Origin of the sequence: Herminiimonas sp. CN (genome assembly GCF_000622895.1) — a bacterium.
Classification (GTDB): domain Bacteria; phylum Pseudomonadota; class Gammaproteobacteria; order Burkholderiales; family Burkholderiaceae_D; genus AVCC01.
In genome coordinates this window covers 1-11,883 of record NZ_AVCC01000093.1, presented here as the reverse complement: position 1 = coordinate 11,883, position 11,883 = coordinate 1, and the positions used below count along the sequence as shown (strand labels likewise).

General features: G+C 63.2%; 10 protein-coding genes. 4 read left to right on the top strand and 6 right to left on the bottom strand.

Going from position 1 to position 11,883, the window contains the following annotated elements; genetic code table 11:
• Positions 1-43: 43 nt before the first annotated feature.
• From HMCN_RS0115325 to HMCN_RS0115300, 6 genes are all read right to left on the bottom strand, one after another.
• Positions 44-1,210 (bottom strand): VanZ family protein, encoded by a 1,167-nt coding sequence (locus tag HMCN_RS0115325; RefSeq protein WP_025918200.1) that lies wholly within the window; start codon positions 1,208-1,210, stop codon positions 44-46.
• Positions 1,207-1,830, bottom strand: coding sequence for an ABC-type transport auxiliary lipoprotein family protein (locus HMCN_RS0115320; RefSeq protein WP_025918199.1), 624 nt, complete (start codon positions 1,828-1,830; stop codon positions 1,207-1,209). Before HMCN_RS0115320 ends, HMCN_RS0115325 begins: the two co-directional genes overlap by 4 nt.
• Before the next feature lie 150 nt (positions 1,831-1,980).
• Positions 1,981-2,922 (bottom strand): MlaD family protein, encoded by a 942-nt coding sequence (locus tag HMCN_RS0115315; protein WP_025918198.1) that lies wholly within the window; start codon positions 2,920-2,922, stop codon positions 1,981-1,983.
• A gap of 14 nt (positions 2,923-2,936) precedes the next feature.
• A complete protein-coding gene (locus tag HMCN_RS0115310) occupies positions 2,937-3,671 on the bottom strand; it encodes an ABC transporter ATP-binding protein (protein ID WP_369792161.1) in 735 nt (244 codons plus the stop codon).
• 38 nt (positions 3,672-3,709) lie between these two features.
• Positions 3,710-4,858 (bottom strand): ABC transporter permease, encoded by a 1,149-nt coding sequence (locus HMCN_RS0115305; RefSeq protein WP_025918196.1) that lies wholly within the window; start codon positions 4,856-4,858, stop codon positions 3,710-3,712.
• 82 nt (positions 4,859-4,940) lie between these two features.
• A complete protein-coding gene (locus HMCN_RS0115300) occupies positions 4,941-5,582 on the bottom strand; it encodes a TetR family transcriptional regulator (RefSeq protein WP_025918195.1) in 642 nt (213 codons plus the stop codon).
• Positions 5,583-5,773: 191 nt separating this feature from the next.
• Here HMCN_RS0115300 and HMCN_RS19475 point away from each other — a divergent pair, with 191 nt between their 5' ends.
• Genes HMCN_RS19475 through HMCN_RS0115280 form a run of 4 tightly spaced genes read left to right on the top strand, consistent with a single transcriptional unit; the run spans position 5,774 to position 11,785 of the window.
• Positions 5,774-5,926, top strand: coding sequence for a hypothetical protein (locus tag HMCN_RS19475; RefSeq protein ID WP_155837597.1), 153 nt, complete (start codon positions 5,774-5,776; stop codon positions 5,924-5,926).
• Between the two features lie 7 nt (positions 5,927-5,933).
• Positions 5,934-7,184, top strand: a complete 1,251-nt coding sequence (locus HMCN_RS0115290; RefSeq protein WP_025918194.1) for an efflux RND transporter periplasmic adaptor subunit — start codon at positions 5,934-5,936, stop codon at positions 7,182-7,184.
• A gap of 10 nt (positions 7,185-7,194) precedes the next feature.
• A complete protein-coding gene (locus tag HMCN_RS0115285) occupies positions 7,195-10,347 on the top strand; it encodes an efflux RND transporter permease subunit (protein ID WP_025918193.1) in 3,153 nt (1,050 codons plus the stop codon).
• Complete coding sequence (locus HMCN_RS0115280) at positions 10,340-11,785, top strand: efflux transporter outer membrane subunit (RefSeq protein WP_035627484.1); 1,446 nt, start codon at positions 10,340-10,342, stop codon at positions 11,783-11,785. The genes HMCN_RS0115285 and HMCN_RS0115280 overlap by 8 nt, the downstream gene beginning before the upstream one ends.
• Positions 11,786-11,883: the final 98 nt, after the last annotated feature.

Sequence of the window (11,883 nt, the reverse complement as noted above, 5' to 3'; positions counted from 1 at the left end):
GTCGGCTATTGTTTTTTTAACATACCCTGCATATTCATGTTTTTTACAATGGCTGTTTGTGCTGATGCCTGGCGCAGCGCAGTGCCCGCCACAGAAGCCATAGCGCCAGGAACGGCCATAGCAGCGACAGGAAGTGCGCGGCGCCGTTGAAATTCAGGAATTTCCCCTGCACCCACGCTTGCAGGGTCGCTACGAAGTAGGGATTGGCCGGCACGCTGTTGACCGCCAGCAGGCTGATCGTCAGCATCAGCAGCGCCAGCCGTTTTTGGACCGCCGGTTGCACATAGATCAGGCCGGACAGCATCAGCGCCGCCACCAGCAGGCCGCCGCGGGCGCCGGCGGTGAGCCAGGCGAAGGCATTCTCGGGCGCGAACAGCAGCGCGTTGGCGAGCGATTTGGTGGCTAGCGCCGCGCCGACCAGGATCAGCGTCAGCGCGATTTTGGGTGCGCCCTTGCGCAGCACGCAGTGCAGCAGCAGCACCGCGCCGCACAGCCCGGACGCGGTAATCAGTGTCTCGAGCAGCCAGTAGCGCTCCAGGCTGGGCTCGGGATTGATGCCCAGCAGCGTCTCCAGCTGAATCGGCACCGAGAGCAGGTCGCTGTGCCAGTCCGACAGCCAGTCCGACAGCAGTTCTGATAGCCAGTCCGCCAGGATCGGCACGATCTGGCCGTGGCCGAACAGGTAGCCTTGCGGGAAAATTTGCGCCAGCGGCCACAGCGCCAGCAGGATCATGCCGCCGCTGGCGTCATGCTGGAACCATTGCCGCAGCAGCAGGCGCAGGCGGCCGCGTTCCAGCAGGGCGGCCGAGCTCGCCGCCGCCAGCAGCGCGCCGATGCAGACGCCGCCGAAGTTGGTGTACAGGTCCAGAACGGATGAGACCCGGCTTGGCAGATATTGTTGCACCGCCTCCATCGTGCCCGAAACCAGGCCGCCGGCCAGGATGGCGATGGCGACCGCAGCGGCTTTCCTGGCCCACGGATGCAGCGCGTAAACGACCAGCATGCCGAGCGGAATGTAGCCGGCGATGTTGATCAGGACGTCGAACTTGGTCCAGTATTTCGGCAGCGGAGCCGATAAATAATCCCATGGCTCCAGGCCGACATCGCGCCAGCCGGTGAACGGAAACAAGCTGGCGTAGACGATCAGGAACAGGTAGGCCAGCAGCGCAATGCGTGCCAGCGGCGAGGATTGTGGCGCTGCTGCGGTCATTTCTGCAGCGGCATGCCGGCCAGCCACGCGATCAGTGCGTTGATCAATGCATCGCTGGCCTCGGCCATCGCCCGGGCGCCGCCGGCGGCGTCAGCGCTGGCGGCAGCCGTCTGCTGGCGGAAGGATTTTTGCGCCAGCGGGATGCGGCCGTTGAACAGCGTGGCGCGCAGCGCGAGTTGCGCTTCGCTCTGCTGCGGGCTGCTGAAGTTCTGGATCAGCTGATCGACTTCAATGCGCAGCGTCGGCAGCGTATTGGCGCCTTCGCTGCCCGACAGCACCACGGTGCCGGCTTGCGCCAGGCGTGCTTTCAGGCGCTGCTCCAGCAGTTGCGCCGGCGCCATGCTCCAGCGGCTGCCGGCATACGCGCGGGTTTGCAAGTCGTTTACGTAAGACAGCCGATACAGCATCTGCTGGCTGTTTAGTGCGGCGGGCGCTTGCATTGCAGCGATCGAAAGCGCAGTCGGGACAGTGCCGGAGCCGAGCGCATTGGTCGGATTGACCTCGGGCAATGGGCCGAAGTCGTACAGATTGACCGGCCCGACATGGGTGGCGCAGCCGGCCAGCAGCGCGCATAGCAGTGCGAAGCACCAGCCGGCATGGATTTTCTGGAGTGGAAGCATGGCGGGTCCTTGGCGTGGCACTATAGTGTCCGTTGCGGGTTTCTGTATTTGCAATATACATCTATATGTATATTTAAAGTGGCAATTAAAATATGCGGTAATTGCATGAGTTTTCAATATACTGCCATATTTTATATTTAAGATGCATCGTTACCGGCCGCCAAAGCCCGGTTCCCCCGGCCCCGGCGGCAAATCGGGTGCGCCCAGCAGGATGCTTTGCGGATTTTCGCCGAGTTTCTCGATGTTGCGGTTGATGGCCTGCATCGAGCTGCGCGCTTCGTTGGCCAGCGCATTGATTCTGGGCAGAGCGTCGCGTTCGATGCTGTCTGCAATCGCGCTGTAGTGGTCTGCGGTATCGGTGATTCTGGTCAGCGCGCCGCCGGGCGCTTGCAGCTGGCGGCTGGTCTTGGTCAAGTCGGCTGCCAGTGCACCGGCGTCCCTGGATAGCGCCGAGACCGAGGCCAGCGTTTGTTGCGCATTGTCGGCCAGCGCCGGCAGCTTCTCCAGCGTCGGTTCCAGCTGCTTCGGCAGCGCTTCCAGCGCGGCGGCGGCGCTGCCGATATGGTCGATCGCGCCGACTATTTTTTGCTGGTTGGCCGGTGCCAGCAATGCGTTGAAATTGGCGGTCAGGGCTTCGGTCTGCTGCAGGATCGCGGCGCTGCGGGTCTGGATATTGTCGAGGATGCTGGGCCGGATTTCGATCCGCGCCGGATGGCTCGGATCGCTGGCCAGCAGCGCCGGCTTGCTGCCGTCATCGTCGAGTTGGACGAAGGCGATTCCGGTCACGCCCTGGTAGCCGAGCGTGCCGAAAGTCGATTGCGTGATGGGGGTCTGCGGGTCGACGCTGATCCGGACCAGGATTTCGCCCGCATGCTGCGGATTGAAACCGATGCTGTCCACCTTGCCGACGCCCAGCCCGCGATAGCGCACCGTTGCCTGCGGATTCAGGCCCGATACCGGCAGCCTGGTCACCATTTCATAGGGCACCCGGTTGACCCGGTCGCGGTTGAACCAGAGCGCGAAAAATACCGCTGCAATCAACAGCGCAACGGTAAACAGGCCGGCCAATAGCGCGTGCGACTTATTTTCCATGATCGGTTTCCATTCTATGTGTGCAGCGCTGCCAGCGCCCGCTGCCCGCGTGCGCCGTGGAAGTATTCTTTGATGAACGGATGCTCGAAGGCGATCACCTCGGCTGGTGCGGCGCTGATGATCACGCGCTTGTCGGCCAGCACCGCAATGGTGCTCGACAACGCCAGCAGCGTATCGAGGTCGTGCGTGACCATCACCACCGTCAGCTTGAGTGCCCGATGCAGCGCTCGGATCAGGCGCACGAAAGTGTCCGACATTTCGGGATCGAGGCCGGCGGTCGGTTCGTCCAGGAACAGCAGCTCCGGCTCCAGCGCCAGCGCGCGCGCCAGCGCGACCCGCTTGACCATGCCGCCGGACAGGTCGGCCGGCATTTTGAGCGCATCTTGCGGGCCAAGATCGACCATGGCCAGCTTGAGCAATACCGTGTCGCGGATCAGGTCTTGCGGCAGGGTGCGCAATTCGCGCAGCGGCAGCGCCACGTTCTCGAACGCCGACAGCGAGGAAAACAGCGCGCCCTGCTGGAACAGCATGCCCCAGCGCTGGCGCAGCGCCTGCATCTGCTGCGAACTGGCACGCGCGATATCCTGACCGAACACGCGCACGCTGCCGCTGGTGGGGCGCTGCAAGCCGAGCATCTGGCGCAGCACGGTGGTCTTGCCGGAGCCGGAGCCGCCCACCAGCGACAGGATTTCTCCTTGCTCAACGCGCAGGTTCAGGTTTTGATGAATCAGGTTGGGACCGAAGCGCATGCAGATATCCTGCAGCTCGATGATGGCGGTGGCAGCCATCAGTAACCGACCTTGTTGAAGACGATTGCAAATACCGCATCGGCCAGGATCGTCACCGTGATCGCGCTGACCACCGAAGTGGTGGTGCCGTGTCCGAGGCTTTCGGTATTGGGCTTGATGCGCAGGCCGAAATGGCACGACACCAGCGCGATCAGGCTACCGAACACCACGCCCTTGCCGAGGCCGATCCAATAGTTCGGCAGCGGCACCGCGCCCGGCAGCGATTGCAGGAAATAGCCGGGCGACAGGCCCAGCTGAAATTGGGCCGTGGCCATGCCGCCGAGCAGCGCCATCGCGTCGGTCCAGATCACCAACAGCGGCATCGCCAGCGCCAGCGCAATGACTTTCGGCAGCACCAGCCGGAAGCCGTGCGGCAAGCCCATTACCAGCATCGCGTCGAGTTCTTCGGTGACCCGCATCACGCCCAGCTGGGCGGTAATCGCCGAGCCGGAACGCCCGGCCACCAGGATCGCCGCCAGCAGCGGCCCCAGCTCGCGGATGATGCTCATGCCGAGGATGTTGACCAGATAAATGTCGCCGCCGAAGGTGTGCAACTGCTGCGCCGACAGATACGACAGCACCACGCCGATCAGGAACCCCACCAGCGCAGTGATGCCGAGCGCCTGAAAGCCGATATGGAAGATATTCGCCGACACCTCTTTCCACGGTCCGCGCGCCGGATTGCGCAGGAACTGGCTGAGGTCCAGCAGCAGTTGACCGATCAGGCCGATGAAACTGTAAATGTGTTCGAAAAAATCCAGCACCGCGTTGCCCAGCATAGCCAGTGCCGCCAGCCTGTGTGCCGGCTGCGGCGGCAATGCGGGGTTGCCGGCCTGTGCCAGGCGCGCAAAAAAAGGCTCCAGACCGGAAGGCAGTATCAGGTCGGGCGGCCGGGCCTTGCCCCACAGATTCCAGAAAAACTGGGCGCCGATCAGGTCGAGCCGGTCGACTTGCGATAAATCCCAGCGCACATCGCGAGCGCCGCCAGCCGCCAGCGCGTTGACGCTTTTGATGCTGGCGCGCAACGCCCGCATGACTTTCTTTTGCGCGATGTTTTGCACCAGCCAGGCGCCGGACGCGCGCAGCGTCACGCCGCCGTCGTGGCCGATGCGCTCAACGGCGAGGGTGGGTTCTTGTTTGTCTGGCATCTGCGCAGTGTAAGTGATAAGTGCTGGCGCGTCATTCCGGGTATGCCCGGCAAAATAGTCGGAGTGGTATTCATGCTCGGGTTCAGGGTGCCGCAGTCTGCAAAGAGTGCGTAGTCAGCAGGGTTTCTATATACGCATCGATGATTTTTCCGCCGTCCTGAATCAGGTCAAATCTATCCGGCGCGAATAACCAGGTGGTCAGCAGGCCGCTGATCAGCGAATGCAGCATAACGCTGGCCAGCCGCACATCGAGCGTGGCCGGCAATTGCCCTTCCGCGATCGCGTTCGACAGCAACAGTCTGTTATTGACCGAGCATTCCTGCATCCACTCCTGCTGCCGGATGAAAATCGGATCGGCCGGATCGACGAATTCGCATTTGTGTATCAGGATGTCCAGCACCTTGTTCTGGTGCGGGTTATCCACCGTTTCGCGGAACAGGAAGCGGCAGGTGGTACGCAACTCGCCCAGCGGGTCGCTCGTCTTTTGATCGACCATCGCATCGCGCAGCGTTTGCATCGGCAGCCGAATGCGCTGGCACATCGCATCGAACAGGTCGGCCTTGTTTTTAAAATGCCAGTAGATCGCGCCGCGCGTTACATCGGCTGCATCAGCCACGTCGGCCAGCGACGTATTCGACACGCCCTTGGCATGGAAAACGTCTTCGGCCGCATCGAGAATGCGCTCGCGGGTTTCCAGCGCTTTTTCCTTGGTGCATCTTGCCATGATGAAATATCCTTGTTGCGTATTTTCAAATATCAAATAATGCATTAACTTAACATACATTCGCGAATGTATATATAATGGGGCCGGCTCCAGTTCAGGATGGATACTGCAATGGCGCAGCGGTATTGGCAGAATCGCTATAGAATCTGCCGAGCCGGCGGCAGGGAAGCCGGCTTGCCTGCGCATTCCGCATGGCCGGGGATGTCTTGAATTATTTGCCGGGATTTGCGTGCGAGGCTGAAGTTTTGCGCATCGCACCGCTGCTGTCTGTTTTTAGCCCCATTCATCTGTCCATCCGCCTGCCGTTCCGGCCTGCGGATGGTTTACAAACCATTACCGTATGAGAGTTCCATGACATCAAATCAACGTTTTGCGCGCCTGGGTGCCGCACTCGCCGTGTTATCGATTTTCGCCGGCTGCGGTGAAAAAAACCAGGCCGGGCCGGGCGCCGGCATGCCGCCGCCCGAAGTGGCGGTGGTGACGGTGGCGCCGCAGCGGCTGACCATCAGCAATGAATTGCCGGGCCGGCTGGAAGCGACGCGGGTGGCGCAAGTGCGCGCGCGCGTGGCCGGCATCGTGCAGAAGCGCGAATTCCGCGAAGGTAGCGATGTCAAGGCCGGCGAACTGCTGTTCCGGATCGATCCGGCCACCTATCAGGCCAGTCTGGAGAGCGCACAAGCGGCGCTGGCCCGGGCCGAGGCCAACCTGGTGCAAGCCAGCCTGAAGCTGCAGCGCTACCAGCCGCTGGTGGAAATCAATGCGGTCAGCAAGCAGGAATACGACGATGCCAATGCGGCGCAGAAGCAGGCTGCCGCCGACGTCGCGTCGGCCAAGGCGGCCCGCACTACGGCCAGCCTGAATCTCGGCTATGCCAGCGTGACCGCGCCGATTTCCGGCCGTATCGGCCGCGCGCTGGTGACCGAAGGCGCGCTGGTCGGCCAAGGCGAGGCGACCCAGTTGGCGACGATCCAGCAGCTCGATCCGATTTACGTCAACCTGACCCAATCCAGCACCGATCTGCTGCAACTGCAGCGCGCGCTGGCCAGCGGCCAGCTGCAAGGCGTCGGCAAGGGCAAGGCGGCAGTCACGCTGGTGCTGGAAGACGGCACGCCGTACCCGCTGCCGGGCAAGCTACTGTTTTCCGACCTCGCCGTGGATGAAAGCACCGGCGCGGTCAGCCTGCGGGCCGAATTCCCGAACCCGCAGCGCAGCCTGCTGCCGGGGATGTATGTGCGCGCCAGGCTGGAGCAGGCGGTCCAGGAGCAAGCGATCAGCGTGCCGCAGCAGGCGGTCACGCGCAGCGCCGACAGCGCTTCGGTGATGGTGGTTGGCGCCGACGGCAAGGTGGCTGCGCGCACGGTGAAAACCAGCAGCGCACAGGGCACTGCCTGGCTGATCAGCGAGGGTCTGCAGGCCGGCGACCGGGTGGTGGTCGAGGGGCTGCAAAAAATCAAGCCGGGCGCCGTCGTCAAGGTCGTGCCATGGCAGCCGAAAGCGCCAGATACTGGCAAGGTTGCACCACCTTCTCCGCAGCAAAATGGCTCTAAAAAGAAAGATACTCCTGTAGTTGCACCGGCTGCATCCGCCGCAAAAGCGCAATAAGGAGTACGGAATGGGAAAATTCTTCATCGACCGGCCGGTCTTTGCGTGGGTGCTGGCGACCTTCATCATGCTGGCCGGGATCCTGGCCATCACGCAATTGCCGGTGTCGCAGTATCCGAGCATCGCCCCGCCGACCATCGTGGTGACCGCCGCCTATCCGGGCGCCACCGCCCAGACCCTGGACGACAGCGTGACCAGCCTGATCGAGCAGGAAATGAACGGCGCCGACGGCCTGCAATACATCGAATCGCAGAGCCAGGCCAACGGCCAGGTACAGATCACGGTAACGTTTTCGACCGGTACCAATCCCGATCTGGCTGCGGTGGATGTGCAAAACCGCCTGAAGCGGGTCGAGGCCCGCTTGCCGCAGGCGGTCACCCAGCAAGGCGTGCAGGTGACCAAGTCGCGCAGCAACTTCCTGCTGTTCATCACGCTGGCCTCGCAGGACGGCAAGCTCGATCCGGTGGCGCTGGGCGATTATGCGTCGCGCAATATTCTCAATGAAATCAAGCGCGTGCCGGGCGTTGGCCAGGCCATATTGTTCGGCACCGAGCGCGCGATGCGGGTCTGGGTCGATCCGGCCAGGCTGATCGGCTACAAGCTGACCCCGGCCGATGTCTCAGCTGCGATCAAGAACCAGAATGCCCAGGTTGCCTCCGGCACGCTGGGCGATCTGCCGAGCCCCGGTTCGCAGCAGATTTCCGCTTCTATCGTGGTGTCCGGGCAGTTGTCGACGGTCGAGCAGTTCGGTGCCATCGTGCTGCGCGCGAATCCCGACGGTTCGCTGGTGCGGCTGCGCGACGTGGCGCGCATCGAAGTCGGCGGCCAGAATTACGCCACTTCGGCGCGCATCGACGGCAAGCCGATTTCGGCGATCGGGGTGCAACTGTCGCCTACCGCCAATGCGCTCGGCACTGCCAAGGCAATTCACGCCAAGATGGATGAGCTGTCGAAATACTTCCCGCCCGGCGTCAAATACGTGGTGCCGTACGACACTTCCAAGTTCGTCCAGATTTCGATCGAGGAAGTGGTCAAGACCCTGCTGGAAGCGATCCTGCTGGTGTTTTTGGTGATGTATTTGTTCCTGCAGAACATCCGCTACACGCTGATTCCGACCATCGTGGTGCCGGTGGCGCTGCTGGGCACCTTCGCCACCCTGCTGCTGTTCGGCTTTTCGATCAACGTGCTGACCATGTTCGGCATGGTGCTGGCGATCGGCATCCTGGTCGATGACGCGATCGTGGTGGTGGAAAACGTCGAGCGCATCATGAGCGAGGAAGGCCTGTCGCCGCGCGACGCCACCCGCAAGGCGATGGGGCAGATTACCGGCGCGCTGATCGGCATCACGCTGGTGCTGATCGCGGTGTTCATCCCGATGGCATTCTTCGGCGGCGCAGTCGGCGCGATTTATCGCCAGTTCTCGCTGTCGATGGTGGCTTCGATGTTCTTCTCGGTGCTGATGGCATTTACGCTGACGCCGGCGCTGTGCGCAACACTGCTGAAACCGGTCACGGCTGGCCATCATCACGAAAAAACCGGTTTCTTCGGCTGGTTCAATCGCGGCTTTAGCCGCACCGCCACCGGCTACCAGAGTTTCATCGGCAAGATGCTGGGCAAGACCGGGCGCTACATGATGGTATACGGCCTGATCCTGGTGTGCGTCGGCTTACTGTACGTGCGTCTGCCGGCATCGTTCCTGCCGACCGAAGACCAGGGCTATCTGGTAACCAACATCCAGTTGCCGCCCGGCGCTTCCACCAGCCGCACGCTGGAGGTGATCAAGAAGGTCGAGGATTACTACCTGAAGCAGCCCGCCGTGGCGCACATCATCGCGGTGGCCGGCTTCAGCTTTTCCGGCAACGGCCAGAATGCCGGGCTGGCGTTCACGCCGCTGAAAAGCTGGGACGAGCGCGGCCCGCAGGATTCGGCCGATGCGATCGCCGGCCGCGCGATGGGGGCGCTGATGCAAATCAAGGATGCGATCGTGTTCCCGATCAATCCGCCGCCGATTCCCGAGCTGGGCAACGCCACCGGCTTCACCTTCCGTCTGCAGGACCGCGGCGGCGTCGGCCACGATGGGCTGGTGGCGGCGCGCAATCAGATGCTGGGCATGGCTGCGCAGAGCAAGGTGCTGGCCGGGGTGCGGCCGGAAGGCCTGGAAGATGCGCCGCAACTGCAGCTCAATATCGACCGCGACAAGGCTAATGCGCTCGGCGTGTCGTTCGCCGACATCAATAGCGTGCTGTCGACTGCGCTCGGTTCCAGCTATGTCAACGACTTCCCGAACCAGGGCCGCCAGCAGCGCGTGATCGTGCAGGCCGATGCGCCGCAGCGGCTGCAGCCGGAAGACCTGGCCAGGCTGTATGCGCGCAATGGCAAGGGTGAGATGGTGCCGTTCTCGTCTTTCGTCAGCTCGCAATGGATCACCGGTCCGGTGCAGCTGATCCGCTACAACGGTTATCCGGCCATGAAGATTTCCGGCGGCGCCGCGCCCGGCCGCAGCACCGGCGAAGCGATGGCCGAGATGGAAGCGCTGGTGGCCAAACTGCCGCCCGGCTTCGGCTTCGAATGGACCGGCCAGTCGCTGGAAGAGCAAAAATCCGGCTCGCAAGCGCCGATGCTGTACGGGCTATCGCTACTGGCGGTGTTCCTGGTGCTGGCCGCGCTGTATGAAAGCACTTCGATTCCGGTCGCGGTGATGCTGGTGGTGCCGCTCGGGATACTCGGCGCGCTGCTGGGGGTGACCCTGCGCGGCATGCCCAACGACGTGTACTTCAAGGTCGGGATGATCGCGGTGGTCGGGCTGTCGGCCAAGAATGCGATCCTGATCATCGAGTTCGCCAAGGACCTGCAGGCGCAGGGCATGGGCCTGATCGAAGCCACGCTGGAAGCGGTGCACCTGCGCTTTAGGCCGATCCTGATGACTTCGTTCGCCTTCATCCTCGGCGTGCTGCCGCTGGTGCTGGCCAGCGGCGCCGGCTCGGCCAGCCAGCGCGCGATCGGCACCGGCGTCATGAGCGGGATGATTACCGCCACTCTGCTGGCAGTATTCCTGGTGCCGGTGTTCTTTGTGGTGATGCGCACCCTGTTCAAGGGCAGCGAACGGCAGCGCAAGATGTACGCGGCACACAAGCAAATCGACGTGGAGAATCAAGATGATTAAATCAAGAATGTTGCCATCCATGCGGCAATTGACGTTGTTTCTGCTGGCCGTAGGCGTGCTGTCCGGCTGTTCGCTGGCGCCGCAGTACGTGCGCCCGGACGCCCCGGTGGCAGCCAGCTACGGCGTGCCATCGGGCAGCGCCGCAGCGGCCAATGCAACCCGGCTGGCAACCGGGATCGGCTGGCGCGAATTCTTCCGGGATGCGCGGCTGCAGGCGCTGATTGCCAGCGCGCTCGATAACAACCGCGACCTGCGCGCGGCTGCGCTGCGCATCGAGGAAGCCCGGGCCCAGTACAACATCCAGTCGGCCGACCGGCTGCCGACCCTGAACGGCGTGGCCAGCGGCGCGCGCAGCCGGACCCCGGCCGACCTGCGTTCGCAAGGCAGCAACAACACCGGCGGGCGCTACGATGTCGGCGCCAGCCTGGCTGCGTTCGAGCTGGACTTCTTCGGCCGCGTGCGCAGCCTGAACGACGCCGCGCTGGCGCAATACCTGGCCACCGAGGAAGCGCGCCAGTCGGTCCAGATCAGCCTGGTGGCGGAAGTCGCCAAAGCCTATCTGGCCGAGCGCGCATTCGCCCAGCAGCAGGTGCTGGCGCAGCAATCGTTCGATGCCCGCAGCAGCAGCTACACGCTGGCGCAGAAGCGCTTCGAGGTCGGCGCCAGTTCGGCGCTCGACATCCGCCAGGACGAATCGCTGCTGCAATCGGCACGGGTTGCGCTGGTGACGCTGTCGCGCCAGCGCGCCCAGGCCGAAAACGCCCTGGTGCTGCTGGTCGGCAAGCCGCTGGCCGACTTGCCGCCGGCGCAGCCGCTGGCGGCGCAAAACATCGTGACCGAGATCCCGGCCGGCCTGCCGTCGGACCTGCTGGCCAACCGGCCCGACATCCGCCAGTTCGAACAGCAACTGAAAGCGGCCAATGCCAATATCGGCGCCGCACGGGCTGCCTTCTTCCCGCGCATTACGCTGACCGCCAGCGCCGGCACCGCCAGCAGCGCGCTGGCCGGGCTGTTCGATGCCGGCTCCGGGGCCTGGTCGTTCGCGCCGCAACTGGTGCTGCCGATCTTCGACGGCGGGCGCAACCAGGGCAACCTGAACCTGGCCGAAGTGCGCAAGGATATGGCGATTGTCAATTACGAAAAAGCCATCCAGAGCGCCTTTCGCGAAGTCTCCGACGCGCTGGTGGCGCGCAGCCTGCTCGACGAGCAGATTGCCGCCCAGGCCGCAGTGCGGGACGCTGAAGCCGAGCGCCTGAAACTGTCGGAAGCGCGCTTTCGCAACGGCATCGCCAGCTCGCTCGACGTGTTCGACGCCCAGCGCCAATCGTTCGCCGCCGAGCAAACGCTGGTGCAGGCCCAACTGCTGCGCCTGACCAATGCGATCGATCTGTACCGGGCGCTGGGCGGCGGCCTGCAGGAAGGCCGCCAGATGCAATAGACAGCAGGCTGCGCAGAGTTCTGCCGGGATTTAAAAAAGATGGGGTATGTCTATAAATACCAAACATAGCGCATGTTTTTTTGTTGCTGCGTTAAAAA

Coding starts and splice junctions, on each gene's coding strand:
- HMCN_RS0115320 (WP_025918199.1), bottom strand. CDS start 1,830: ATGCTTCCACTCCAGAAAATCCATGCCGGCTGGTGCTTCGCACTGCTA.
- HMCN_RS0115315 (WP_025918198.1), bottom strand. CDS start 2,922: ATGGAAAATAAGTCGCACGCGCTATTGGCCGGCCTGTTTACCGTTGCG.
- HMCN_RS0115305 (WP_025918196.1), bottom strand. CDS start 4,858: ATGCCAGACAAACAAGAACCCACCCTCGCCGTTGAGCGCATCGGCCAC.
- HMCN_RS0115290 (WP_025918194.1), top strand. CDS start 5,934: ATGACATCAAATCAACGTTTTGCGCGCCTGGGTGCCGCACTCGCCGTG.
- HMCN_RS19475 (WP_155837597.1), top strand. CDS start 5,774: ATGGCCGGGGATGTCTTGAATTATTTGCCGGGATTTGCGTGCGAGGCT.
- HMCN_RS0115285 (WP_025918193.1), top strand. CDS start 7,195: ATGGGAAAATTCTTCATCGACCGGCCGGTCTTTGCGTGGGTGCTGGCG.
- HMCN_RS0115280 (WP_035627484.1), top strand. CDS start 10,340: ATGATTAAATCAAGAATGTTGCCATCCATGCGGCAATTGACGTTGTTT.
- HMCN_RS0115300 (WP_025918195.1), bottom strand. CDS start 5,582: ATGGCAAGATGCACCAAGGAAAAAGCGCTGGAAACCCGCGAGCGCATT.
- HMCN_RS0115310 (WP_369792161.1), bottom strand. CDS start 3,671: ATGCGCTTCGGTCCCAACCTGATTCATCAAAACCTGAACCTGCGCGTT.
- HMCN_RS0115325 (WP_025918200.1), bottom strand. CDS start 1,210: ATGACCGCAGCAGCGCCACAATCCTCGCCGCTGGCACGCATTGCGCTG.